A 23,314-nucleotide genomic window follows, 5' to 3' on the forward strand; every position below is an offset into this window, starting at 1 on the left:
GATACGTTGCCCATGCAATTGATGAGCATGAAGCGCGCCAGTTGGCGCGCAAGAATTGGAGCGATTCTGCTCGCAGGCGGCTGCGTCATGCTGTCGGCATGCGGCCTGCTGTCGGATCAACCAGACGAGACTGCCGGCTGGTCGGCCAACAAATTATATTCGGAAGCCAAGGACGCTCTCGATTCAGGTGACTTTACCCGCGCGGTCAAGCTGTACGAAAAGCTCGAAAGCCGCTATCCGTTCGGCCGTTTCGCGCAGCAGGCGCAGATCGATACCGCCTACGCCAACTACAAGGACGGCGAGACTGCCGCCGCGCTGGCCTCGGTGGACCGCTTCATCCAGTTGCACCCGAATCACCCGAACATCGATTATGCCTACTATCTCAAGGGCCTGATCAACTTCAACGACAACCTCGGGTGGCTTGGCCGTTTCTCGGGCCAGGATCTCAGCGAGCGCGACCCGAAGGCCGCGCGCGCCGCGTATGATGCCTTCAATACGCTGATCACGCGCTTCCCGGAAAGCAAGTACGCCCCGGATGCCGCCGCGCGCATGCAGTACATCGTGAACTCGCTGGCCCAGCACGAAGTCCACGCGGCACGCTACTACTACCGCCGCGGGGCCTACCTGGCCGCCGCCAACCGCGCCCAGCAGGCCCTCAAGGACTATGACGGCGCGCCGGCCAACGAGGAAGCGCTGTACATCATGATCCGCAGCTACGACTCGCTGGGCATGAAGGATCTGCGCGACGACACCGCGCGCGTGATGGAAAAGAACTTCCCGAACAGCGATTACATCAAGTACGGCGAGCGCCGCAAGGACAAGTCCTGGTGGGAAGTGTTCTGAACGACAGCCAGCGCTGACGAAAAAGCCCGATTCCGATCGGGCTTTTTCTTGCCTGCGCGCCCGCCCGCGCGCGTCCTACGCGGCGGGCGCTTCGCCGCCGGACTCGCCGCCGGCGCCGCTTTCCGCCTGATCCGCCTCCCCCGCATCCTCTGCCGCCAGTCCGCTCCCGCCGCGCAGCGACTCCAGGAAATGGATCACCGTGTCCGCCTCGCGCGTGCGCTTGAACGGCGGCAGGCTCTGCCAGATCTGGCGGCCGTAGGGCTTCTCCACCAGCCGGGTATCGCAGATCACCAGCACGCCGCGGTCGGTTTCCGAGCGGATCAGGCGCCCGGCGCCCTGCTTGAGCGTGATCACCGCGTGCGGCAGCTGATGCACGGCGAACGGGCTCAGCCCCTTCTTCTGCAGCACTTCCATGCGCGCGGCCAGCACCGGGTCGTCGGGCGGCGCGAACGGCAGCTTGTCGATGATGACCAGCGACAGCGCCTCGCCGCGCACGTCCACGCCTTCCCAGAAGCTCTGGCTGCCGACCAGCACCGCGTTGCCAAGCTCGCGGAAGCGGTCCAGCAGCTCGGTGCGGCTGGCCTGGCCCTGCACCAGCAGCGGCAGTTCCAGGCCGCGCTCGGCGAAGGCGTCGTAGAGCAGGTCCGAGGCGCGCTGCACCGCGCGCAGCGTGGTGCACAGCAGGAAGGCGCGCCCGCCGGCGGCCTCGATCAGCGGCAGCGCGGCCTGCACCACGGCGTCGGTGAACTGCGGCGACTGCGGCGCCGGCAGGTCGCGCGGCACGTAGAGCAGGCCTTGCTCGGCATAGTCGAACGGGCTCGGCAGCGTGAGCGATTTCTCCTTGTCCAGCCCGAGCTGCGCGGCGTAGTGGCTGAAATTGCCCTTCACCGACAGCGTGGCGGAGGTGAAGACCCAGGCGCGCGGATGCCCCTCGCGCTGGCGCGTGAAGATCGGCGCGATCGACAGCGGCGTGCGGTGCAGCTGCACGGTGTGCGAAAACACCTCCACCCAGCGCACGGTGTCCGGCCCGAAGGCGGCTTCCGGCGTGGCGCCATCGGCACCATTGGCACCCTCGGCGCCCTCGCCGCCGGCCGGGGCCGGGGCCGGTTTCGGCGCGGCCTTGGCGTCGCTGCGCCACGCGGCCAGGCGCTGCTCCAGCTCCACCGCGCGCCGGTGGCACTGCTCCAGCGATTCGGCGCGCTCGGCCTGGCTCTCGAGCAGGGCCACGAAATCCGCCAGCGCGCTTTCCAGCGCGTCCAGCGTCTCGAAGAACGGCTTGCCGATGCGCGGATCGGCCTCGACCTGGCTGACCGCCAGGCGCACGTTGTCCTTGCTGAAGGCCAGCCGCAGGTCGCGCGCGGCGCGTTCCAGCGGCGCGGCCATGCGCACCCAGTCCGCCGCGTCGCGCGCATGCGAGAGGCCCTCGGCCACGGTGTCGCGCGCGATCTCCAGCAACTGGCTGGTGGACAGGCTCTCGCCGAAGAACAGCGTGGCGGTTTCCGGCAACTGGTGCGCTTCGTCGAAGATCACGGTGTTGGCCGCCGGCAGCAGTTCGGCCATGCCGGTATCGCGCAGCACCACGTCGGCGAAGAACAGGTGATGGTTGACCACCACGATGTCGGCCTGCTGCGCCTCCTTGCGCGCGCGCATGACGAAGCACTCCTTGTACTGCGGGCACTCCGTGCCGAGGCAGTTGTCGCGCGTCGACGTGACCAGTTGCCAGACCGGCGCGTTCTCCGGCACCGAGGCCAGCTCCGCCTTGTCGCCCGACGCCGTGACCTTGGCGAAGCTGGCGATCTCGCGCAGCCAGGCCGCATCCTGGCGCGACGCCAGCCGGCCCTGCGCCTCGGCCTGCTCCAGGTGGTAATGGCACAGGTAGTTGGCCCGCCCCTTGAGCAGCGACACCGACACCGGCACGTTGAGCGCGCGCCGCACCGTGGGGATGTCGCGCAGGAAAAGCTGGTCCTGCAGGTTCTTGGTGCCGGTGGAGAGGATCACCTTGCCGCCCCACAGCATCGCCGGCACCAGGTAGGCGAAGGTCTTGCCGGTGCCGGTGCCGGCCTCGACGATGACCGTGTCGCTGCGCTCGATGGCGCCCGCCACGGCCGCGGCCATGCGCTCCTGCGCGTCGCGCGGGCGGTAGCCGTCGATGGCCTGCGCCAGCGTGCCGGTCCTGGCGAAGATGGTGGCCAGCTGCGCCGCGTGGGCGGCCGCCTGGTCGACCTGGCCCGCCGGCACGGCGGCGGCGCCTTCGGAGACGCCGGAGGCGTCGGGCGTGGCCGGGGCCGCGAGCGTATCGGGCATGTCGGCGGTGTCGGGGAGATCTTCGGAGGCAGGCAAGGCGGGGCTTTCTGGCGAGCCGGCTAGGCGCCGGCCCGTGGATGAGAGGGATGAAGAGATCGCGAGGTCGGAAAGGTCGATCGGCGGGCGCTCAGGCGGGCACGTCCGGCTCGAGCTGAAGCTGGAGCAGCGTGATCGCATCCTTGAGCTTGAGGCGGCGCTTCTTCAGGCGCCGCATCTGCAGTTCGTCGTGCACGGCGTCGGCCGCCATGCGGTCGATCAGGTAGTCCAGGTCGCGGTGCTCGATCTGCAACTCCATGATCTGCCGCGCTAGGGTATTCAGGTTGCGGTCCATAGGCTCCCCCTGCTCAAGGCCGGCGCTGCGCCGGCGGCGCCGGCATGGTGTCGGGCACCGGCTGTTGTCGCCAATCGTGGCCTGTCATGGCCTGTTGCTGCCTGTCCTGGCCGGCATTGCCCCCGGCCCCGGGCGCGGCTCGCGCCGCTCAGAAGCCGAAGGGCCGCGGCGCCGAGCCCTGCCCTTGCTGCTGTTCCTTGGCCTTGGCGCGGCGCTCGTCGAGGTCCTTCTGCCGCTGCTCGGCGTCGCGCTGCTTGGCGTCGAAGGCCTTGACGTTCTCCTGCCGCTGCTGGGCCTTTTGCGCGCCCTGCTCCTGCGCCTGCTTCACGCGGGCATCGAAATCCGCCTGCTTCTTGTCGTAGGCCTGCGCGTTGGCGGCGCGCTGCGGCGCGCCCGCCGCGTGCTCGGCGTCGCGCAACTGCTGCTCCTGCTGCTTGCGCTCGAAGCTCTCGCGGCTGGCCTGCTCGTTGGCCTCGCGCTTGGGCTGGTCGGCCTCGTATTCGGCGCGCTGGATGGCCTGCTGGCGATCGCGCTCGACCGCCTTGAAGGCACGCTCGGCCTCGCCGACTTCCAGTTCCCGCTTGCGCAGCACCTGCAGCTCGGCGCGCTGCTCGTCCTTGGCCTTGTCGAGGCAGTGGGTGACGAAGAACTTGCTGTAGCAGTCGTGCGCGGCCTGCCCGTAGCGGTAGTTGGTCCATTCGCGCGAGTCGCCGATGGCCTTGCGCTCGGCGGCGAAGTCCCGGGGCGGCGCCTGCGGCGCGGTGGCCTCGGGTGCCGCTGCGGGCGCCTGCGCCATGCCGGGCACGGGGCATAGACAGGCCGCCGCGAGGGCGGCCAGCACGATGCGCCGCGCCCGCGGCAGGCGGGGCGCGCGGGCCACCGCGCGGGTGGCGCGGGGGGCGGGGAACGCGGCCGGATGAGCGGCCGGATGTGGCTTGACGATCATGCCCCGATTCTATCACCCGGCCTGCCTCCTGCCGCGCCGCGGCACGGCGCGTGCGGCCGCGCGCCGCGTCGCGGCGCTGCGCGCTTGTGGCAAAATGCCCCGCTTTCGACTGACTGTTTTCCTGATGTCCAATCTGCCAGCTTCCGTCACGCAAAAGATCGTGTCGCTCATCGCGGCCGAACTGTCCGTCCAACCCCGCCAGGTGGCGGCGGCCGTAGCACTGCTCGACGAAGGCGCGACCGTGCCCTTTATTGCCCGCTACCGCAAGGAAGTGACCGGCAACCTTGACGACACGCACCTGCGCACGCTGGAAGAGCGCCTGCTCTATCTGCGCGAGATGGAAGAGCGCCGCGCCGCCATCCTCGCCTCGGTCGAGGAACAAGGCAAGCTCACACCCGAGCTGCGCGCCGCCATCGAAGGCGCCGAGACCAAGCAGACGCTGGAAGACCTCTACCTGCCCTACAAGCCCAAGCGCCGCACGCGCGCCCAGATCGCGCGCGAATGCGGGCTGGAGCCGCTGGCACAGGCGCTGCTGGCCGACCCCACGCTGGACCCGCAGGCCGAGGCCGCCAAGTACGTCAACGGCAATCCCACCGCCGACGGCGGCGTGCCCGACGCCAAGGCCGCGCTGGACGGCGCGCGCGACATCCTCTCCGAGCAGTTCGGCGAGACCGCCGAACTGCTCGGCAGGCTGCGCGAGCACCTGTGGAGCAACGGCCTGGTGAGCTCGTCGGTGATGGAAGGCAAGGAAGGCGCGGAGGAAGAAAAATTCCGCGACTACTACCAGTACAGCGAAACCATCCGCACCGTGCCGTCGCACCGCGCGCTGGCGCTGTTCCGCGGCCGCAACGCGGGCGTGCTGATGGTCAAGCTGGGGCTCGGCGAAGAGCAGGACGCGCTGGTGCCGCACCCGTGCGAAGGCATGATCGCGCGCCATTTCGGCATCCAGAACCAGAACCGCCCCGCCGACAAATGGCTCGGCGACGTGTGCCGCTGGTGCTGGCGCGTCAAGGTGCAGCCGCACCTGGAAACCGAACTGCTGACGCAGTTGCGCGAGACCGCCGAGAGCGAGGCCATCAAGGTGTTCGGCCGCAACCTGCACGAGCTGCTGCTGGCCGCGCCGGCGGGCCCGAAGTCCGTGATGGGCATCGACCCGGGCATCCGCACCGGCTGCAAGATCGCCGTGGTCGACACCACCGGCAAGCTGCTCGACACCGCCACCATCTACCCGCACGAGCCGCGCCGCGACTGGAACGGCTCGCTCGCCACGCTCGCGCGCATGGCGAAGCAGCACAACGTGATGCTGGTCTCGATCGGCAACGGCACCGCCAGCCGCGAGACCGACAAGCTGGTGCAGGACCTGATGAAGCAACTGCCCGAAGCCAAGCTGACCAAGATCGTGGTCAGCGAGGCCGGCGCTTCCGTCTACTCGGCATCCGAGCTGGCGGCCAAGGAATTCCCCGACCTCGACGTGTCGATCCGCGGCGCGGTCTCGATCGCGCGCCGCCTGCAGGACCCGCTCGCGGAACTGGTCAAGATCGACCCCAAATCCATCGGCGTGGGCCAGTACCAGCACGACGTCAACCAGCGCGAGCTGGCGCGCGCGCTCGATGCCGTGGTGGAGGATTGCGTCAACGCCGTGGGCGTGGACGTCAACACCGCCTCGGCGCCGCTGCTGGCGCGCGTGTCGGGCCTGAACTCGGTGCTGGCGCGCAATATCGTCGAGTACCGCGACGCCAACGGCGCCTTCCCCAACCGCGACGCGCTGAAGAAGGTGCCGCGCCTGGGCGACAAGACCTTCGAGCAGGCCGCCGGCTTCCTGCGCATCAACGACGGCGACAACCCGCTGGACCGCTCCTCGGTGCACCCGGAAGCCTACCCGGTGGTCACGCGCATCCTCGACCACATCAAGAAGGGCCTGCGGGACGTGATGGGCAACCGCGAAGCGCTGCGCGGCCTCTCGCCGACGGCCTTCACCGACGAGACCTTCGGCCTGCCGACCGTGCGCGACATCCTCGCCGAGCTGGAAAAGCCCGGCCGCGATCCGCGCCCCGAGTTCAAGACCGCCACCTTCCAGGACGGCGTGGAGGACATCAAGGACCTGCAGCCCGGCATGGTGCTCGAAGGCGTCGTCACCAACGTGGCCGCGTTCGGCGCCTTCGTCGACATCGGCGTGCACCAGGATGGCCTGGTCCATATCTCGGCGCTGTCCTCCAAGTTCGTCAAGGATGCGCACGAGGTGGTCAAGGCCGGCCAGATCGTCAAGGTCAAGGTGATGGAGGTGGACGTCAAGCGCAACCGCATCGGCCTGAGCATGCGCCTCGACGACGAACCGGGCCAGGCCCTGGCGCGCGCTGGCCAGAGCGAGCGCGGCAATGGTCCGCGCCAGGGCCAGAACAAGAGCTTCGGCGGCGGCCGCCGCGAAACCGAGCCGGCCGGCGCGATGGCGGCGGCGTTCGCCAAGCTCAAGCGCTGAACGCGCGGGGCGGAAGAACGCCCTCCAGGCCGCAAATTACCGAGGTTGCCTCCCCTCTCCCGCCTGCGTGAGAGGGGAGACAGCCTTCGGCAATATGATGGCGCGCCAGCAATCCGAAAACACCCTCACCGCCCTCCTCTCCCGCCCATCAGACTGGACCGCCCGATCACCGTCGCCGTCTTCTCCGGCGGCGCCGGGTCCGAGAAGCCGGCCGCCTCGATGGCCGGCGTCAGTTGCCGCAAGCCGGCGTTCCTGCGCGTGCTGCGCAGCGATTCCATGCCGTCGTTCCATGCGTGCAGCATCTGCTTGGCCACGCCGCGCCAGCGCGGCTCGTTGCGCGACGCCTCGATGAGTTCGTGGCCCACCGCCACCGCCGAATCGCACAGCGCCTCGACCATCGCCGCATAGCGGCGCGGCGGGATGCCCATGCGCGTGTTCAGCAGCCGCTCCAGCGTCTTGCCCGCGGCCCAGGTCTTGCGTCCGTCGATGAACAGGCCTGGCGGGTTGCTGGCGAAACGCGGGTAGGCCTGGGTCGTGACGATGTCGTAGACCGGGCTGAACCTCACGTCGTCCACGCCCGAGTAGTACAGCGCGATGTTCTTGGCATGGCAGTCGGCATTGCGCACCACGTAGTTGACCAGCAGGTGCCAGGCCAGGTGTTCCATCTGCGCGTGCAGCGCGTCGCGCGCGAGGTAGGCGCGCGACGCGGCCAGCACCTTCTCCGTGGTGGCCGCGTATTTCTCGTGCGGCGGCAGCCCCAGCAGGCTGCACATGTCTTCCACGCCGTAGACCGGCAGGCCGTCCTTGTCCACGTCGAAGCGCTCCACCACCAGCGCGCGGCCGTCGTCCGACATGCGCGTGGCGGCAACCGGCACCGCCTGCAGGCGCGCCAGCACGCGCATCGAATAGAACTCGTTGAAGCCGAGGAACGGCGTGCTGTCGTCCGAGCCCTTGACGATGTAGCGGCTGGTGCGCAGCGTGGGCTTGCCCAGCGGCGCGGCCTGCGCGCCCTGCGCGTCCGGCGCGATGAACTTGGGCACCGCGCCCGAGATGGCGGCGCGCGCGTATTCCCTGACCAGCGCGGCGAAATGCGCCTCGGTGTTGTCGCCGTGCAGGATGCGCTGCACGTCCAGGCCTCGCAGTTCCGTGCCCGGCGCCACGCCCTCGGGCGTCACCGTGACGCGGCCGATGCCCATCGCGCCGACCACCGCCAGCAGCGACAGATCGGTGCCGTCCAGCAAGGGGCCGAACTGCTCGCGGATCAGGTTGAGCAGGAAGCCCTCGGGCAGGTTCTGGCGGAAGAAGGGATGAAGGTCGCGCGGCCAGCGCCACGGATCCTCGCGCACCGGCATGGCCAGCGAGACGAAATCCTGCGGCCGGGCCTCGGGCAGGTACCGCAGCACGTATTCGTCGCGCTCGCGGTAGAGCGTGGCGACCCGCCGCCGCATGACATGGACGTCGAGCCTCATTGCGGTGGCGCCTCGCGCTGCTCGGCCAGGATGTCGTCGAGCGTGCGGCCGTGGCCATGCCTGACCGCCTTCAGGTCGTAGCCGGCCGATTCCAGCAGGCGCACCAGCGCGGACACGCTCATGTCGCCGCGCGCGAGGGTTTCCATGCGGGCGACGGTGGTGCGCGCCACGCCGGCGCGCTCGGCCAGTTCCTGCTGGGACAGGCCGGTTTCGCGGCGCACCTCGCGCAGCATCTCGCCGATGTCGGCCAGGGTCGTCATTCTGTAGCCTCCGGGCATCAAAACGGTTCGGATTCCGCTTTATTGTAGCCGGTGGGCGACAAAACGGAAGCCGAATTTTGATGCCCTAGGGCTACAGAAATCCCGTTTTCACGATATCCCGTAGCCCCCGGGCCACAGCAACGATCAGATCTCCACCTTCGTGCCCAGCTCCACCACGCGGTTGGCGGGGATCTGGAAGAAGTCCGAGGGCTTGGCGCCGTTCTGATGCATCCACGCGAACAGGCTTTCGCGCCACATCGACATGCCCGGCAGCTTGGACGGGATCACCGATTCGCGGGCGATGAAGAACGAGGTCTCCATCAGCTCGAAGGCCATGCCGAGCTTGCGCTGCGCGAGGTCCAGCACGCGCTGCACGTCGGGCGTTTCCTTGAAACCGTATTCGGACTTGAGGATGAACACGCCGCCGCCGAGGTCCTTGCAGGTCAGGCGGTGGTCGTCGTCCACGTAGGGCACGTCGCGCGTGACGAAGCTCAGGAAGACCACGCGCTCGTGCAGCACGCGGTTGTGCTTGAGGTTGTGCAGCAGCGATACCGGCACCGATTCGGTATTGCCGGTCAGGAACACCGCGGTGCCCTCGACGCGATGGGGCGGGTGCGCCAGCAGGCCGCCGATGAACGGCTCGAGCGGGATGCCGTCTTCCAGGCTGCGGGCGCGCAGCAGCTTGCGGCCGCTGTGCCAGGTCATCAGCAGGAAGAACGCGGTGCCGCCCATCAGCAGCGGGAACCAGCCGCCTTCGGCGACCTTGAGCAGGTTGGCGGAGAAGAAGGCCAGGTCGACCAGCAGGAAGCTCACGCCGATCAGCGTGACCAGCACCGGGTTCCACTTCCAGACGTTGCGCATCACCACCGCCGCCAGGAAGGTGGTGATCACCATCGTGGTGGTCACGGCGATGCCGTAGGCGGCCGCCAGGTTGTCGGATTTCTTGAAGGCCACCACCACCGCCACCACCAGCACCAGCAGGATCCAGTTGATCACCGGCAGGTAGATCTGGCCGATCTCGGCGGCCGAGGTGTAGCGGATGCGCATGCGCGGCACGAAGCCGAGCTGGATCGCCTGGCTGGTCAGCGAGAACGCGCCCGAGATCACCGCCTGCGAGGCGATCACGGTGGCGCAGGTGGCCAGCAGCACCATCGGCAGCAGCAGCGCCTGCGGCACCATCAGGTAGAACGGGTTGCTGATCGCCTCGGGGTTACGCAGCAGCATCGCGCCCTGGCCGAAGTAGTTCAGCATCAGGCAGGGCATCACCAGCACGAACCAGGCGAAGCGGATCGGGCGCCGGCCGAAATGGCCCATGTCCACGTACAGCGCCTCGGCGCCGGTCAGCACCAGGAACACCGAGCCCAGCACGATGAAGGCCTGCAGCGAATGCTCGGTCAGGAAGCGCACGCCGTAGAGCGGATTGACCGCCAGCAGCACCGACGGCACACCCGCCAGGTTGTACACGCCGAGCGCGCCCAGGGCCAGGAACCAGACGATCATGATCGGGCCGAACAGCTTGCCCACCGCGCTGGTGCCGCTGCGCTGGATCATGAACAGCGCCACCAGGATCACCAGGGTGATCGGAATCACGAAATGCGACAGGCCGGGCGCGGCGATCTCCAGCCCTTCCACGGCGGAGAGCACCGAGATGGCGGGCGTGATGACCGCGTCGCCGTAGAACATGCACGCGCCGAAGATGCCCAGCATCATCAGCATCTTGGCGGTGCGCGAGCGCGGCGAGGCGGTGCGCAGGGCCAGCGCCATCAGGGCCAGCACGCCGCCTTCGCCATCATTGTCGGCCCGCATGACGAACATCACGTACTTGATGGACACCACGATGGTCATGGCCCAGAACAGCAGCGAGATGATGCCCAGCACCGCGTCGCTGCTGAACGGAATGCCATGCTCGGTGCTGAAGCACTCCTTGAGCGAATACAGGGGGCTGGTACCGATATCGCCGAAGACGACGCCGATCGCGCCGATCACCAGTGCATGCTTGCTGGGACTTTCGACGAAATAATGACTGGTTGCGGTCTGGGTCATGGATAGGGGTCTGGTTTGAAAGGCTCGCGCAACGCGCCGGACGCCCGGGCCAGGGGGCCGGGACGGTCGGGACAAGCAAAACGGGCAAAAGCGGGCCGCTCGCGCTATTGCATTGCACAAACGCGCGCCATTCTAGATGAAGTGCCGGGTGACGACCACTGGGGAGCATCCTGCCTTGCAGAACCTGCCTGGTGCTGGTGACCGGGCAAGCATGCGAGCGAAGTCCCGCCCGGTCAAGCGCTTGCGCGCGCCGGCCCGCCGAATCCCGGCGCGGCCGCGCGCGGGCTGCGTTGCCGCACCGCCACACGGAATGGCTCATGGATCACAATCAAACGCCGAGATAACGATCCAGCGCGCCGGGCTGGGCGGCCAGCACGGCCGCGGGCCCGTCCATCACGACCAGCCCTTTTTCCAGCACCACCACGCGGTCGGCGTTGGCCAGCACGGCGCGGTAGTTGCGGTCCACCACCACTGAGGCGATGCCGGTGGCGCGCACGGTGGCGATCACCCGCCAGATCTCCGCCACGATGCGCGGCGCCAGCCCCTCGGTGGCCTCGTCCAGGATCAGGCAGTCGGGGTTGGTCATCAGCGCGCGCCCGATCGACAGCATCTGCTGCTCGCCGCCGGACAACTGCTGGCCGCCGTGGCCGAGGCGCTCCTTGAGGCGGGGGAACAGGTCCAGCACCCTCGCCTCGTCCCAGTCCTGCCGCCCGGACGGCCCCTTGCGCGCCGCCATCACGAGGTTCTCGCGCACCGACAGATTGGGAAAGATGCCGCGCCCTTCGGGCACGTAGGCCACGCCCAGGCGCGCCACCTCGTGCGGCTGCGCGCGCGAGACTTCGCGCCCGGCGGCGAAGATGGCGCCCTGGCGCTGCCGCACGTGCCCGAGCAGGGTCCGCAGCAGCGTGCTCTTGCCCATGCCGTTGCGGCCCAGCAGGCCCACCGTCTCGCCCCGCCCGACGCGGAAGTCGATGCCGCGCAGCACATGGCTGCTGCCATACCAGGCGTGCACGTCCGTGGCCGCGATGATCTCGCTCATGCCGCCTGCTCCCGGCCCGCGCCGCGGCGTGGCCCGCCTTCATGGATGCCTCCGGCGCTCCCGTGCCCACCCTCTTCCGCGTCCCCTTCCGCGTCCTCTTCCCCCAGGTATGCCTGCCGCACCTCGCGGTTGAGGCGGATCGACGCGGGATCGCCCGAGGCGATCACGGTGCCGTTGACCATCACCGTGATGCGGTCCGCCACCGAGAACACCGCTTCCATGTCGTGCTCCACCAGCAGCACCGCATGGCCGTCGCGCAGCGAGCGCAGCAGCGCCAGCATGCGCGCCGACTCCTCCGCGCCCATGCCGGCCAGCGGCTCGTCGAGCAGCAGCACGGTTGGCTGGGTGGCCAGGCACATGGCGACTTCGAGCTGCCGCTTCTGCCCGTGCGACAGCGCGGTGGCCACGGTGTCGGCGCACGCGGCCAGGCCCGCGCATTCCAGCGCCTCGTCGCCGAGCGCGCGGCTGGTGCGGCAGCGCTGCGCGCCCTCCCACAGCCGCCACGCGCGCTGGGCGCGCGACTGCGCCGCCAGGCGGCAGTTCTCGCGCACCGTCAGCGGCAGGAAGATGTTGTTGCGCTGGTAGCTGCGGCCGATGCCCGCGCGCGCCAGCCGCGGCTGCGCCCAGCCGGTCACGTCGCGCCCCTGCAATTGCAGCAAGCCCGCGGACGGCGGCAATTCGCCCGACAGCATGTTGATCAGCGTGGACTTGCCCGCGCCGTTGGTGCCGATCACGGCGTGGATCTCATGCAAGGCGAGGTCGATGTCCACCTCGCCCACCGCGGTAAGGCCGCCGAAGCGGCGCGTCAGCCTGCGCGCCGACAGGACCGGTGCGTTCATCGCGATTCTCCTTGTCCGCGGCGCGCCCGCGGCAGCGCCAGCACGCGCGCCAGGCTGACCAGCCCGTGCGGCAGCAGCGCCACCGCCACGATGATGAAGCCGCCCATCAGCAACTGCCAGTGCCGGGTCAGCGTGCTGAACCACTCCGCCAGCAGCACGAAGGAAAAGGCGCCCAGCACGGCGCCGGCCAGGCTGCCGGCGCCGCCCAGGATCACCATCAGCATGGCATTGCCGGACTGGTGCCAGGACGCGATCTCCGGATTGACGAAGCCATACTGGATCGCATACAGATAGCCCGCCAGCCCGGCGAAGGTGCCGGCCACCACGAACGCGCCGAGCTGGTAGCGGTAGGTGGCGTAGCCCGCCGCGCGCATGCGCTGCTCGTTGTGGCGGATGCCCACCAGCGCGTGGCCGAAGCGCGAGCGCAGCACCAGCGCCAGGCCCGCCACGGTGAGCACCAGCGCGCCGAGCACCAGCCAGTAGAAATGCGCGACGTCGTTGACGTCGAACGGGCGCGCGCCGAGCAGGTCGAATTCCGGCCGGAAATAGATATAGGTGCCGTCGCTGCCGCCCGCGATCCTGGTGTCGTGGAACACGAAGAACACCATCTGCGCGAACGCCAGCGTGACCATGATGAAATACACGCCGCGCGCGCGCAGCACCAGCGCGCCCACCACCAGCGCCAGCGCCGCCGCCGCGGCGAGCGCGCCGAGCAGCAGCAGCCAGCCGTTGCCGGGCCCGGCCTGCGGCGCCAGCATCGCGGTGGCATAGGCCGCCACCGCGAAATAGGCCGCGTGCCCCAGGCTGACCAGCCCGGCATAGCCGATCAGCAGTTGCAGCGACAGCGCGAAGATGGCCATGATCATGACCTTGCTGAGCAGCTCGATATAGAAGCGCTGCCCCTGCTCGCCCAGCAGCAGCGGCAGCGCGGCCAGCAGCGCGAACAGCGCCAGCCAGCCCAGGCCGCCGCGCCACGGCGCCGCGCCCGCGCGCAGGCGCGGCGCGCCCTCCAGTGCATTGATGTCGCCCGGCATATGCCTACCCCGCCTTGAACAAGCCCTGGGGTTTCCAGAGCAGGATGAGTGCCATCAGCAGGTAGACCAGCACGCCCGAGGCCTCCTGCCAGAACACCTTGCCGAAGGTGTCGACGAATCCCAGCAGCAGCGACGCCACCAGGGCGCCCTTGACCGAGCCGATGCCGCCGATCACCACCACCACGAAGCACACGATCAGCACCTGCCCGCCCATGCCCGGGTAGACCGACGACACGGGCGCCGCGATCATGCCGGCCAGCACCGCCAGCGCCACGCCGAGCGCGAACACGAAGCGGTACAGCACCGTCACGTTGATGCCGAGCGACTGCACCATCTCGCGGTTGGTGGCGCCGGCGCGGATCATCATGCCCAGCCGCGTGCGGCGGATCACCACGTACATGGCCGCGGCCACCAGCAGGCACACCGCCGAGATGAACAGGCGGTAGACCGGGTAGGTCATCTCGTTGCCGATCGGCAGCGCCCAGTCGAGGAACGGCGGCACCGTCACGCCATGCACGTCGTCGCCCACCAGGATGCTGCGCATTTCCTCGAAGACCAGGATCAGGCCGTAGGTCATCAGCACCTGCTGCAGATGCTCGCGCTGGTAGAGATAGCTGAAGAACGCCCACTCCAGCACATAGCCGAACGCCACCGCCAGCACGATGCCGAGCGGGATGGCGGTCAGCAGGCTGCCGGTCAGCCCGGCCAGCGTGAAGGCCAGGTAGGCGCCCAGCATGTAGAAGCTGCCGTGGGCGAGGTTGATCACGCCCATGATGCCGAAGATCAGGGTCAGGCCGCTGGCCACGAGGAACAGCAGCAAGCCGTACTGGATGCTGTTAAGGCACTGTATGAAGAAGGAAACGATGTCCATGCGGCAAGGCGGCAGCCCGGTTGCGAAACGAGGAAGGCGGGAAGAAGGACCGCGGGAAGACGGAACGCGCGAAGCAGGCCGGACCCGGACCGGGCCGCCGCGCCCGCGGCTGGCGCGAAAGACGCGCAGATGCGGAAAGCGCGGCGCCGCGGCCCGGGCGCTCAGATCCGGCAGCCGCGCGCCGGGTCGGCCAGCGCCTTGACGGCGATGCCACCGACCTTGTTCTCGCGGCCGTCGACCTTGCGCAGGTAGAAGTCCTGCACCGGGTTGTGCGCCTTCGACAGCGTGAACGAGCCGCGCGGGCTGTCCACCCGGGTCAGCTCCATCGCCTTGACCACTTCGGCCTTCCTGGTCATGTCGCCCTTGACCGCGCTGGCGCCGGCGGCCAGCAGCTGGGCCGCGTCGTAGCCCTGCACGGCGTACACGTCCGGCTGCAGCTTGTAGGTCTTGGCGTAGCCCAGGCGGAAGCTCTGGTCGCGCGGGTTGGCCAGGCCGTCGGCATAGTGCAGCGTGGTTTCCAGGCCCTGCGCGGCCGCGCCCTGCGCCTCCAGCGTGCCGTCGGTGAGGAAGCCCGAGGCGTAGAGCGGGATCTTTTCCTTGAGGCCCGCCGCGGCCCAGTCCTTGACGAACTTCACGGCGCCGCCGCCGGCGAAGAACACGAACACGGCGTCCGGCTTGATCGACGCCACCTCGGTGATGAGCGCCTGGAACTCGACGTTGGGGAACGGCAGGCTCAGTTCCTTCACCACCTTGCCGCCCTTGGCCTCGAAGGCTTCCTTGAAGCCCTTGACCGACTGCTCGCCGGCCGCGTATTTCCACGTCAGCGTGACCACGCGCTTCATGCCGCGCTCGGCCAGCACGTGGCCCATCGCGTAGCCGGGCTGCCAGTTCGAGAACGAGGAGCGGAAGATGTTCGGCCCGCACAGCGGCCCGGTGGCTTCGTCCACGCCCGCGTTGGGGATGATCAGCAGCGTGTTGTTTTCCTTGGCCACCTTGACGATGCCCATCTGCACGCCCGAATGGACCGTGCCCACCACCACGTCGACCTGGTCGCGCTTGATCAGCTTGCTGGCGTTCTCGGGCGCCTTGGCCGGATCGGATTCGTCGTCCACCTTGAAGTATTCGATCTCGCGCCCGCCGAGCCTGCCGCCCTGCTCCTGCACGTACATCCTGAAGCCGTTCTCGATGGCGTTGCCGAGCGAGGCGTAGGTGCCGGTGTAAGGCAGCATGAAGCCGACCTTGATCTTGCCGCTGCCCTGGGCGGCGGCGGTGCAGGCAAAGGATGCGGCGAAAGATGCGGCGATGGCAAGGCAAGCGGGGGCCAGCCCGCGCGCTGTGAAGCGATGCATGGACGTCTCCTGGTGGTCAAGCCGATTTCCGTCGCCGTGGCTGGCATCGCCGGACGGCGGGGTTGCCGCGGGCCGGCGCGCAGGGCGCGAAATTATTTTAGGTATGAAGTATGTGCCGTTATAAACCGGACCGCCGCCTCCGTCAACGGTCCCGGCTGGTCGCGGTGCGGGGAGTGTGCGCACCGCGCGAGTTTAAGCAGGACGGTTTGCGGCGCATATCGATGGATACCCTCGATCTGCATCATGGTCCCGTACTCGTCGTCCTCGCCCTGCACCGCCAGCACCGGGCAGCGCAGCTGCGGCAGCAGCGGGCGCAGGTCGAAGGCGCGGAAGGCGGGATCGAGCCAGATGTCGTTCCAGCCCCAGAAGGCGGAGTCCACGTCGTCGTGATGGCGCGCGAGCTTGCCGCGCAGGTCGGTGTTGAGGTAGGTCTCGCGCGTGGCGCGGATGCTCTCGACCGAGACGTCCTCGACCAGGATGTGCGGCGCCAGCACGGTGATGCCGTCCACCGCCTGCGGGAAGCTGGCCGCGTAGATCAGCGCGATCGAGCCGCCGTCGCTGTGGCCGAACAGCCAGGGCGCGCCGCGGCCGCGGCCGGGCCCGATGTCGAGCGCGTCGAACAGCGCGGGCAGCGCTTCGCGCGCCTGCCGGTGCATGAAATCGACGCCCCATTTTTCCTCGGCCGGGCGCGGCGTGGAGCGGCCATATCCGTAGCGCGACAGCACCAGTCCGCGGAAGTCGCCGGCCTCGCACAGCGCGGCGGGATAGTCGCGCCACAGGCTCACCGAACCCAGCCCCTCGTGCAGGAACACCAGCAGCGGCCGCGCCTCGCGCTGCGGCCTGAGCCACTGCACTTCCATGTGGATACGGCGCCCGTCGAAGGGAATCTCAACCAACTCGCTTTGCATGCCTCTTTGCCTCTGCTTCCGTTCTGTTGTCTTCAATCCGCTGCGTTCAGCCCGCCGCGCCGGCTTCCTCGCGCTGGCGCAGGCGGAAGCGCTGGATCTTGCCGGTGGCGGTCTTGGGCAGCTCCGCCACGCACTCGATCTGGCGCGGGTATTTGTAGGGCGCCAGCCGCGACTTGACGAAGGCCTGCAGCTCGGCCGCCATGCCATCGTGCCAGGACTGGCCCGGGCGCGGCACCACGAAGGCCTTGGGCTTGACCAGCCCGTCGGCATCGCTCACGCCGATCACCGCGGCCTCCAGTATCGCCGGGTGCTGGGCCAGCACGGCCTCCACCTCGAACGGCGAGACGTAGATGCCGCCGACCTTGAGCATGTCGTCGCTGCGCCCCGCGTAGATGAAATAGCCGTCGGCGTCCTGCCGGTACTTGTCGCCGCTGCGCGTCCACTCGCCCACGAAGGTGTCGCGGCTCTTGTCGCGGTTGCCCCAGTACATCAGCGCCGCGCTCGGCCCCTTGATGAACAGGTCGCCGATCTCGCCGGGCGCGCACGACTGGCCGGCTTCGTCGAGCAGCTTCAGCTCGTAGCCCGGCACCGGCTTGCCGGTGGTGCCGTAGCGCACCTCGCCGGGCCGGTTCGACAGGAAGATGTGCAGCATCTCCGTGGAGCCGATGCCGTCGAGGATGTCGCAGCCGAAATGCGCGCGGTAGCGCTCGCCGATGTCCCGCGGCAGCGCCTCACCGGCCGAGGTGCACACGCGCATCGACACCTGCGCGCGCGGCGGCAGTTCGGCCGCCGCCAGCATGCCGGCGTAGAGCGTGGGCACGCCGCAGAACACGGTCGGGCGCTGCTCGCAAAGACGGCGGAACACGGCCTGCGGCGTGGGGCGCTCGGCCATCAGCACGGTGGTGGCGCCGACCGACAGCGGGAAGGTCAGCGCGTTGCCCAGGCCGTAGGCGAAGAACAGCTTGGCCGCGGAGAACACCACGTCGTCCTCGCGCAGCGCGAGTATCTGGCGCGCGTAGAGATCGGCGGTATGGAACAGGTTGGCGTGCGTGTGCACGGTGCCCTTGGGGCGGCCGGTGGAGCCGGACGAATAGAGCCAGAAGGCGATGTCGTCGGGCCGCGTGGCGGCAGCCTGCGGCAGCGGCGCGCCCCGCGCCGCCATCGCGGCCACACTGTCCGTATCGTCGCTCGCCTCGCCATCCGCTTCGCCATCCGCGGGCGCGGCGAGGATGAAGGCCGGCGCGGTGCCCGCGCGGGCGGCGGCCTCGCGCAGCACGGCCGCCAGCGGCGCCGACACCACCACGGCGCGCGCGCCGCTGTGCTCCAGCATGTAGGCGTAGTCGTCGGCGGTCAGCAGCGTGTTGACCGCCACCGGCACCACGCCAGCCAGCAGGCAGCCGAGAAAGGCCGTGGGGAAATCGACGGTGTCGAGCGCGCATAGCAGCAGGCGCTCCTCCGGGCGGATGCCGGACGCCAGCAGCGCCGAGGCGAAGCGGCGGCAGCGCGCATCGAGCGCCGCGTAGCCGAGCGCGCCGGCGTCGTCCACATAGGCGGTCTTGGCGCCGCGGCCGGCGGCGAGGTTGCGGCCGAGCAGGTCGGCGGCGGCGTTGTAGCGGGCCGGCAGCACGGCCACGGCCGCTCCGGCCGGCGCTTGCGGGGGGGCCACTGGGGGCGTCATGTCTCCACTCCTCCAAGCCGTGCCCCGCCTTGTGCGCAAGGGCGGCGGGGTGGCGGCATCCGGTTGGTGCTTGGTCGGCAGCCTGCTTGTCTGCCTCTTTTGACAATGCATTTTATTGCATATCAATCATTATGCAATCAGAGAAATGCACTATATGGCAGGATCGATGCGTCGCTTATCATCGCCGCCCCCGACATATCGCAGCGGCCTTGCCTTTGCCGCTTGACCGGATGCCTTGGGCACCCCGCGCGGGAGAGCCGCCCCATCGAAAGGCATTATTTTGCATATCACGAGACAAGCAAGAATGGAAAGCGCACATCCGGGCAGACCGTGCGCGCCTTGGCCGCAAAGACCTCCGGCAACGCGGGCATGGGAGATACCCGAAAGGTGTGCTTTAGTGCTTCCCTTGCGAAACATGGCACCTATAATGTTTCTCAAGAAACAGGAGCGAGGCGATGCAAACCAGGCAACTCCCCGAGCGCGATCCCGCCGGCGGTCCCGACCCCGGCACCACCCTGACCAAGGCGGTCATGCGCGCCGCCGGCTTTCTCGGCATCAGCCAGGCAGGCGTGGCCAGCGTGCTGGGCATCAGCACGGCCTCGGTGTCGCGCATGGCCTCCGGCGGCTATGTGCTCGACGCGCATCGCAAGGAATGGGAGTTCGGCGTGCTGTTCGTGCGCCTGTTCCGCTCGCTCGACGCCATCCTCGGCCACAGCGACCAGGCCCGCCTCTGGCTGGCCAACGAAAACCTGGCGCTCGGCGGCAAGCCGGGCGAACTGATCCGCACAACCGAGGGCCTGGTACGTGTCGTCCACTATCTGGATGCCACCCGCGGTCGCGTCTGAGCGCCGGCCGTTCGCGCTGACGCTCTGGCGCGCGGTGGAGGCGCAGCACGTGGTCTCGACCATGCCCCTGGTCGACAGCCTCGAGGAGCAGGCCGTGCTGGAGGCCGTGCTCGACGCCGGCAAGCCCGCCGTGCCGGCCGAGGCGCGCCATCTCCATTACCTGCTGTTCACGCCGTTCCGCTATCCGCCCTCGTCGTGGGGCTCGCGCTTTCGCGGCCCGCAGGACCCGGGCGTGTTCTATGGCGCCGAGCAGGTCCGCACCGCGTGCGCGGAGCTCGGCTATTGGCGCTGGCGCTTCCTGCGCGACAGCCCGGCGCTGCCGCGCATCGACGCGCGCCCGCACACGCTGTTCCAGGTCAGCGTGCGCACCGACGGCATCGCGCTCGACGCGCCGCCGCTGTCCGAGCACGCGGCCCGCTGGACCGACCCCGACCACTACGATGCCTGCCATGCGCTGGCGCGCGCCGCGCGCGAGGCCGGCCTCGGCATGATCCGCTACAGCTCGGTGCGCGATCCCGAGCACGCCCCCTGCGCCGCGCTGCTGACGCCGCGCGCGTTCGCCGAGCCGCAGCCGCTGACCACCACCACCTGGATGCTGACGGTGCGGCCCGACCGCGTGATCTGGCAGCGCGACGACCTGCTTCAGCGCGACAGCTTCCAGTTCCCCGCCGCGCCGTGGCAGGCGCCCGCCGCGGACGGCGCGCAGGACTGAGCGCCGTCGGGTCCGCGTGGCGGGGCCGCCGCCTCGCCTAGCAGGGAATTGTGAATCGGGTGTTGCAATGCAAAAGGAATAGCCTTATAATCTTTTTCTTCGACGGACGCGGGGTGGAGCAGTTGGCAGCTCGTCGGGCTCATAACCCGAAGGTCGCAGGTTCAAGTCCTGCCCCCGCAACCACATCCCAAATGTGTAGCAGATTTCACATCGCTAGCCATTTGCCTACGGGATCGCCAAAGACCCCGTAAATACCCCCTCTTGCCGCACAATCGACCCGATCAGTTGGGCGACTGCCTCGCGGACTAGCCCAATCCTCTCGACTGACAATTCCCTCAGCAGTTCGCGCAAGTGCGTCACCTTGGCGTGAGTCCGGGAACGAAGTCACCGCCTTTCGCTAGACATGGGCCCGCGCCGCTTTCAATTCCCGCTGCTCAGCCTGCAAAGCATCCGCTTTGACCTGTGCCCAGGCGAACTCATCATCGCTTCCACGAAATTCGAGAGATTTTTCTCGACCACGGCCAGCCGTGGCGTGCATTTTCGCGTCTCCTCGCCGTAGCGCATGATTTGCGACGGCGTAGCGGAATATCCCGCGCGCTGGAATTTGTTCGTCCGCCCACACCTGCCAATAGAAATAATTCGAGTAAATTGCGATTTCCTTAATTCTGATTTCAATCAATTCGAGCTTTTTTTGGGAAACGTCCCATATCACATTAGATGTCACTTCCGTACCATTCCATACGTATTGATATGCCTTCATGCGGGCGCAGAAATTGCCCCGCAAAACAGCCGCCATCGGCGGACTGCGAGGGCGGCTATCCAACCTGGCACGACACACCAGGCGTAACGGCATGGCGAAAACGGAGTGAACACCGATGGCGGAAGGTTTTAGCGAAGTCAGGACAATCGGCGCCCGCGCGTTCAATGCACTGACTACCGGACGGCAGCCGTACTTTCTCGAAGTGCCCGGCACGGCAAACGCCGTCGCACTGTCCGTGGTGTCGTTCGAAGTGGTGGAACGGCTGGGCTCCCCCTACAGCGTCACCATCCAGTTGACACACCCGCTGGCACTGGAACGGGCGGACTATCTGGGCAAGCCCGCGGCCTTCCTGATCGATCCCGCAGACGGCACTGAGCCACGCAAGTTTGCGGGCTGCATCACCCACTTCAGCCAGACCCGGCAGACCCGCGATTTCTACGGCTACGAGATCGTGGTCGAGCCGCTGGTCGCGCGACTGTCGCTCACACGCGCCAGCCGCATCTATCAGCAGAAGACCGCCCCGCAGATCATCGAGGCAATCCTGCGCCGTCACGGCCTGCAAGGCCACCAGTTCGCCTTCAAGACACGCCGCACGTACAGGCAGCACCCTTTTCGCATGCAGCACCAGATGGACGATTGGTCCTATATCCGGCTGCTCATGGAGCAGGAAGGCCTGTATTGCTACTTCGCCCCCGGCGAGTTCGGCGAGATGGTGGTGTTCGGCGACGACATCGACCATTACCTTTACCAGCCCGAACTGCGGGTGCCCTACCGCGAGACAGCCGGACTGGAGTCCGGCCGGGAAGCGGTGTTCTCGCTCAGGACGCACGCCAAGACCATACCGGAATCGTTCCGCGTCGCAGACTACAACCCCGACAAGGCCTGGGAGCGTCCCACTGGCGAGGCGAACGTCGTCCGCAAGGAGAAGACGACCTACGGCCAGTCCTACGTCTACGGCACGCACCACCTGGACTTCGGGGAGGCCCGGTGGGAGGCGCAGTTGCGCCATGAGGCGGAGTATGCCGGGCAACTGATCTACGCGGGCGAGAGCAATGTGCTGGCACTGTGTCCGGCGCGCATCCTGCGCCTGGACCGCGCACTGCCCGATGCGCCCAACGGACAGGTGATTACCGAGGTCATCCACAGCGGCGGACGCGATGCCGCCTACCGCAACACCTACCAGGCCATTCCCTCGGACCGGCGCTATCGTCTGCCGATGAACGAGGCGAACTGGCCGCGTATCGCCGGTACCCTGAGCGCGCGCATCACGTCGCCCGGCCAGTACAAGTACGCCTACCTCACGCAGGAAGGCCGCTACATCGTCCGTTTCGACTTCGACTTCGATGCATGGCCCAACGGCGGCGAGAGCGTGCCGCTCGCGTTCGCCAAGCCGTTCGCGGGGGCGAACCAGACGGGCTTCCATTTCCCGCTGGTCGACGGCACGTATGTGGACGTGGCCTTCCGCGACGGCAATCCGAACAAGCCGTATATCGCGCACGTGCAGCACAACAGCCAGCACACCGACCTGATCACCAGCCAGGATCGCTGGCTGTCGCGCAATGTCATCCGCACGCAAAGCGACACCAAGCTGGAAATCGAAGACTGGGAGGGCCAGGAGCACGCCAAACTGTCCACCGAGCACTCGGGCAAGAGCCAACTGACCCTCGGCCACATCGTCAACGGCAAGCGGCAAAAGCGCGGCGAGGGGTTCGAGTTGCGTACCGACGCACAAGGCGCGTTACGGGCCGGTGGCGGCCTGCTGTTGTCGGCGGACCTCCAGCAGCGGGCGAACGGCAAGCAGAACGATACGAGCGCCGCCCTGAACCAGTTGGAGATCGCCTTGGCCCAGGCGCAGGGCCTGGCCGCGGCCGCGCGCACCGCCAATGCCGAGATCGCCGACCTGAAGGCCGAGAACGTCTGGCTCAGGGACAGCGTCAAGGAACTGAAGCAGGCCGTCATGGTGCTGTCCGCGCCAGCGGGCATCGCGGCGGCCACGCCGGGACGGGTCGGGATTGCGGCAGGCAAGGACGTTGGTGTCGCCACCTCGGCGGGTTTCCACGTCAACGCGCTGAAGAATGTCGTCTTGGCGGCCAGCGGCGTCCTGTCGCTGTTCGCCCACAAGCTGGGCATCAAGCTCTTCGCGGCGCGCGGCAAGGTCCAGATACAGGCCCAGTCGGATGCCATGGACTTGATCGCGGACAAGAATTTGCACCTGACCAGCGCCAGCGGCACGCTGATCGCCAACGCGGCCAACGGCGTGGTCCTGCATGGCGGGGGCAGCGCCTACGTGAAGGTGCAGGGCGACAACGTCGAGATCGGCGGCACCGGCAACCTGATCCTGAGGATCATCGAGGTGCAGAAATCCGGTCCGGGATCATTGTCGTTGCCGCGCCCGAAGTTTGCCCAGACGGACACGGCAAACAATGAACGATTCGTCCTGACCGATGCCGTCAGTGGCGAACCGGCAGCCAATCGCGCCTACCGGATGAAGCTGGCAAACGGGGAGATTGTCGAGGGCGTGACCAATGCCAGTGGTGAGACCTCGCTGCTGGCCAAGGATATTGCGCAAGGTATGCAACTGCTGCGCGTGAAACCGGGCCTGTGAAC

At 68.2% G+C, this 23,314-nt stretch carries 19 protein-coding genes and 1 tRNA gene; 6 read left to right on the top strand and 14 right to left on the bottom strand.

Annotated features, from left to right (window positions below):
* Positions 1-12 precede the first annotated feature (12 nt).
* Positions 13-843, top strand: a complete 831-nt coding sequence (locus AC3WXD_RS09945; RefSeq protein ID WP_029043233.1) for an outer membrane protein assembly factor BamD — start codon at positions 13-15, stop codon at positions 841-843.
* A gap of 75 nt (positions 844-918) precedes the next feature.
* Here AC3WXD_RS09945 and yoaA read toward each other — a convergent pair whose 3' ends face one another.
* From yoaA to AC3WXD_RS09960, 3 genes are all read right to left on the bottom strand, one after another.
* Positions 919-3,147 carry a DNA repair helicase YoaA gene (gene yoaA, locus AC3WXD_RS09950; RefSeq protein WP_492323790.1) on the bottom strand — a complete coding sequence of 743 codons (2,229 nt, stop codon included), beginning with the start codon at positions 3,145-3,147 and terminating at the stop codon, positions 919-921.
* Between the two features lie 127 nt (positions 3,148-3,274).
* Entirely contained in the window at positions 3,275-3,478 is a 204-nt protein-coding gene (locus AC3WXD_RS09955; protein WP_020201219.1) for a YdcH family protein, read from the bottom strand.
* A gap of 148 nt (positions 3,479-3,626) precedes the next feature.
* Positions 3,627-4,424 (bottom strand): hypothetical protein, encoded by a 798-nt coding sequence (locus tag AC3WXD_RS09960; protein WP_492323611.1) that lies wholly within the window; start codon positions 4,422-4,424, stop codon positions 3,627-3,629.
* 124 nt (positions 4,425-4,548) lie between these two features.
* Between AC3WXD_RS09960 and AC3WXD_RS09965 the strand changes: the two genes are divergently transcribed.
* Positions 4,549-6,900, top strand: coding sequence for a Tex family protein (locus tag AC3WXD_RS09965; protein WP_492323612.1), 2,352 nt, complete (start codon positions 4,549-4,551; stop codon positions 6,898-6,900).
* 125 nt (positions 6,901-7,025) lie between these two features.
* On the opposite strand, the gene AC3WXD_RS09970 is transcribed toward AC3WXD_RS09965, so the two are convergent.
* From AC3WXD_RS09970 to AC3WXD_RS10015, 10 genes are all read right to left on the bottom strand, one after another.
* Positions 7,026-8,369 (bottom strand): type II toxin-antitoxin system HipA family toxin, encoded by a 1,344-nt coding sequence (locus tag AC3WXD_RS09970; RefSeq protein WP_454731412.1) that lies wholly within the window; start codon positions 8,367-8,369, stop codon positions 7,026-7,028.
* Positions 8,366-8,629: a helix-turn-helix domain-containing protein gene (locus AC3WXD_RS09975; RefSeq protein WP_020201215.1), complete on the bottom strand. Its 264-nt coding sequence runs from the start codon at positions 8,627-8,629 to the stop codon at positions 8,366-8,368. The genes AC3WXD_RS09970 and AC3WXD_RS09975 overlap by 4 nt, the downstream gene beginning before the upstream one ends.
* Before the next feature lie 144 nt (positions 8,630-8,773).
* Complete coding sequence (locus AC3WXD_RS09980; protein WP_020201214.1) at positions 8,774-10,672, bottom strand: potassium transporter Kup; 1,899 nt, start codon at positions 10,670-10,672, stop codon at positions 8,774-8,776.
* 328 nt (positions 10,673-11,000) lie between these two features.
* The gene (locus AC3WXD_RS09985; protein ID WP_020201213.1) at positions 11,001-11,711 is read right to left on the bottom strand and encodes an ABC transporter ATP-binding protein; all 711 of its coding nucleotides are present in this window, start codon (positions 11,709-11,711) and stop codon (positions 11,001-11,003) included.
* Positions 11,708-12,550, bottom strand: coding sequence for an ABC transporter ATP-binding protein (locus AC3WXD_RS09990; RefSeq protein ID WP_454731411.1), 843 nt, complete (start codon positions 12,548-12,550; stop codon positions 11,708-11,710). Before AC3WXD_RS09990 ends, AC3WXD_RS09985 begins: the two co-directional genes overlap by 4 nt.
* Positions 12,547-13,584 carry a branched-chain amino acid ABC transporter permease gene (locus AC3WXD_RS09995; protein ID WP_454731410.1) on the bottom strand — a complete coding sequence of 346 codons (1,038 nt, stop codon included), beginning with the start codon at positions 13,582-13,584 and terminating at the stop codon, positions 12,547-12,549. The genes AC3WXD_RS09990 and AC3WXD_RS09995 overlap by 4 nt, the downstream gene beginning before the upstream one ends.
* A 4-nt stretch (positions 13,585-13,588) precedes the next feature.
* Entirely contained in the window at positions 13,589-14,455 is an 867-nt protein-coding gene (locus AC3WXD_RS10000) for a branched-chain amino acid ABC transporter permease (RefSeq protein WP_020201210.1), read from the bottom strand.
* Between the two features lie 161 nt (positions 14,456-14,616).
* Entirely contained in the window at positions 14,617-15,804 is a 1,188-nt protein-coding gene (locus AC3WXD_RS10005; protein WP_020201209.1) for an ABC transporter substrate-binding protein, read from the bottom strand.
* Between the two features lie 92 nt (positions 15,805-15,896).
* Positions 15,897-16,712, bottom strand: a complete 816-nt coding sequence (locus AC3WXD_RS10010; protein WP_059413089.1) for an alpha/beta fold hydrolase — start codon at positions 16,710-16,712, stop codon at positions 15,897-15,899.
* A 46-nt stretch (positions 16,713-16,758) separates the two neighbouring features.
* Positions 16,759-18,390, bottom strand: coding sequence for a benzoate-CoA ligase family protein (locus AC3WXD_RS10015; protein WP_492323613.1), 1,632 nt, complete (start codon positions 18,388-18,390; stop codon positions 16,759-16,761).
* A gap of 455 nt (positions 18,391-18,845) precedes the next feature.
* Between AC3WXD_RS10015 and AC3WXD_RS10020 the strand changes: the two genes are divergently transcribed.
* The 3 genes from AC3WXD_RS10020 (at position 18,846) to AC3WXD_RS10030 (ending at position 20,130) form a co-directional block, all read left to right on the top strand.
* Positions 18,846-19,235, top strand: coding sequence for an MbcA/ParS/Xre antitoxin family protein (locus AC3WXD_RS10020; RefSeq protein WP_020201206.1), 390 nt, complete (start codon positions 18,846-18,848; stop codon positions 19,233-19,235).
* Positions 19,195-19,947, top strand: coding sequence for an RES family NAD+ phosphorylase (locus AC3WXD_RS10025; protein WP_492323614.1), 753 nt, complete (start codon positions 19,195-19,197; stop codon positions 19,945-19,947). The genes AC3WXD_RS10020 and AC3WXD_RS10025 overlap by 41 nt, the downstream gene beginning before the upstream one ends.
* 107 nt (positions 19,948-20,054) lie before the next feature.
* Positions 20,055-20,130: transfer RNA gene (locus tag AC3WXD_RS10030), tRNA-Met, on the top strand.
* Positions 20,131-20,344: 214 nt separating this feature from the next.
* On the opposite strand, the gene AC3WXD_RS10035 is transcribed toward AC3WXD_RS10030, so the two are convergent.
* The gene (locus AC3WXD_RS10035; protein WP_492323615.1) at positions 20,345-20,743 is read right to left on the bottom strand and encodes a hypothetical protein; all 399 of its coding nucleotides are present in this window, start codon (positions 20,741-20,743) and stop codon (positions 20,345-20,347) included.
* A gap of 79 nt (positions 20,744-20,822) precedes the next feature.
* Here AC3WXD_RS10035 and AC3WXD_RS10040 point away from each other — a divergent pair, with 79 nt between their 5' ends.
* On the top strand, positions 20,823-23,312 hold the full coding sequence (locus AC3WXD_RS10040; RefSeq protein ID WP_492323616.1) for a type VI secretion system Vgr family protein: 2,490 nt from the start codon (positions 20,823-20,825) through the stop codon (positions 23,310-23,312).
* Positions 23,313-23,314: the final 2 nt, after the last annotated feature.

This window comes from Cupriavidus sp. FW216-B1 (genome assembly GCF_058789195.1).

Excerpts from the sequence above, each read along its gene's own strand:
- AC3WXD_RS09965 (WP_492323612.1), top strand. The coding sequence starts at position 4,549 with ATGTCCAATCTGCCAGCTTCCGTCACGCAAAAGATCGTGTCGCTCATC.
- AC3WXD_RS10000 (WP_020201210.1), bottom strand. The coding sequence starts at position 14,455 with ATGGACATCGTTTCCTTCTTCATACAGTGCCTTAACAGCATCCAGTAC.
- AC3WXD_RS09945 (WP_029043233.1), top strand. The coding sequence starts at position 13 with ATGCAATTGATGAGCATGAAGCGCGCCAGTTGGCGCGCAAGAATTGGA.
- AC3WXD_RS09990 (WP_454731411.1), bottom strand. The coding sequence starts at position 12,550 with ATGAACGCACCGGTCCTGTCGGCGCGCAGGCTGACGCGCCGCTTCGGC.
- AC3WXD_RS10035 (WP_492323615.1), bottom strand. The coding sequence starts at position 20,743 with ATGGCGGCTGTTTTGCGGGGCAATTTCTGCGCCCGCATGAAGGCATAT.
- AC3WXD_RS10015 (WP_492323613.1), bottom strand. The coding sequence starts at position 18,390 with ATGACGCCCCCAGTGGCCCCCCCGCAAGCGCCGGCCGGAGCGGCCGTG.
- AC3WXD_RS09995 (WP_454731410.1), bottom strand. The coding sequence starts at position 13,584 with ATGCCGGGCGACATCAATGCACTGGAGGGCGCGCCGCGCCTGCGCGCG.
- AC3WXD_RS09975 (WP_020201215.1), bottom strand. The coding sequence starts at position 8,629 with ATGACGACCCTGGCCGACATCGGCGAGATGCTGCGCGAGGTGCGCCGC.
- AC3WXD_RS09960 (WP_492323611.1), bottom strand. The coding sequence starts at position 4,424 with ATGATCGTCAAGCCACATCCGGCCGCTCATCCGGCCGCGTTCCCCGCC.
- AC3WXD_RS09970 (WP_454731412.1), bottom strand. The coding sequence starts at position 8,369 with ATGAGGCTCGACGTCCATGTCATGCGGCGGCGGGTCGCCACGCTCTAC.
- AC3WXD_RS10020 (WP_020201206.1), top strand. The coding sequence starts at position 18,846 with ATGCAAACCAGGCAACTCCCCGAGCGCGATCCCGCCGGCGGTCCCGAC.
- AC3WXD_RS10010 (WP_059413089.1), bottom strand. The coding sequence starts at position 16,712 with ATGCAAAGCGAGTTGGTTGAGATTCCCTTCGACGGGCGCCGTATCCAC.
- AC3WXD_RS09985 (WP_020201213.1), bottom strand. The coding sequence starts at position 11,711 with ATGAGCGAGATCATCGCGGCCACGGACGTGCACGCCTGGTATGGCAGC.
- AC3WXD_RS09955 (WP_020201219.1), bottom strand. The coding sequence starts at position 3,478 with ATGGACCGCAACCTGAATACCCTAGCGCGGCAGATCATGGAGTTGCAG.
- AC3WXD_RS10040 (WP_492323616.1), top strand. The coding sequence starts at position 20,823 with ATGGCGGAAGGTTTTAGCGAAGTCAGGACAATCGGCGCCCGCGCGTTC.
- AC3WXD_RS10005 (WP_020201209.1), bottom strand. The coding sequence starts at position 15,804 with ATGCATCGCTTCACAGCGCGCGGGCTGGCCCCCGCTTGCCTTGCCATC.
- yoaA (WP_492323790.1), bottom strand. The coding sequence starts at position 3,147 with ATGCCCGATACGCTCGCGGCCCCGGCCACGCCCGACGCCTCCGGCGTC.
- AC3WXD_RS09980 (WP_020201214.1), bottom strand. The coding sequence starts at position 10,672 with ATGACCCAGACCGCAACCAGTCATTATTTCGTCGAAAGTCCCAGCAAG.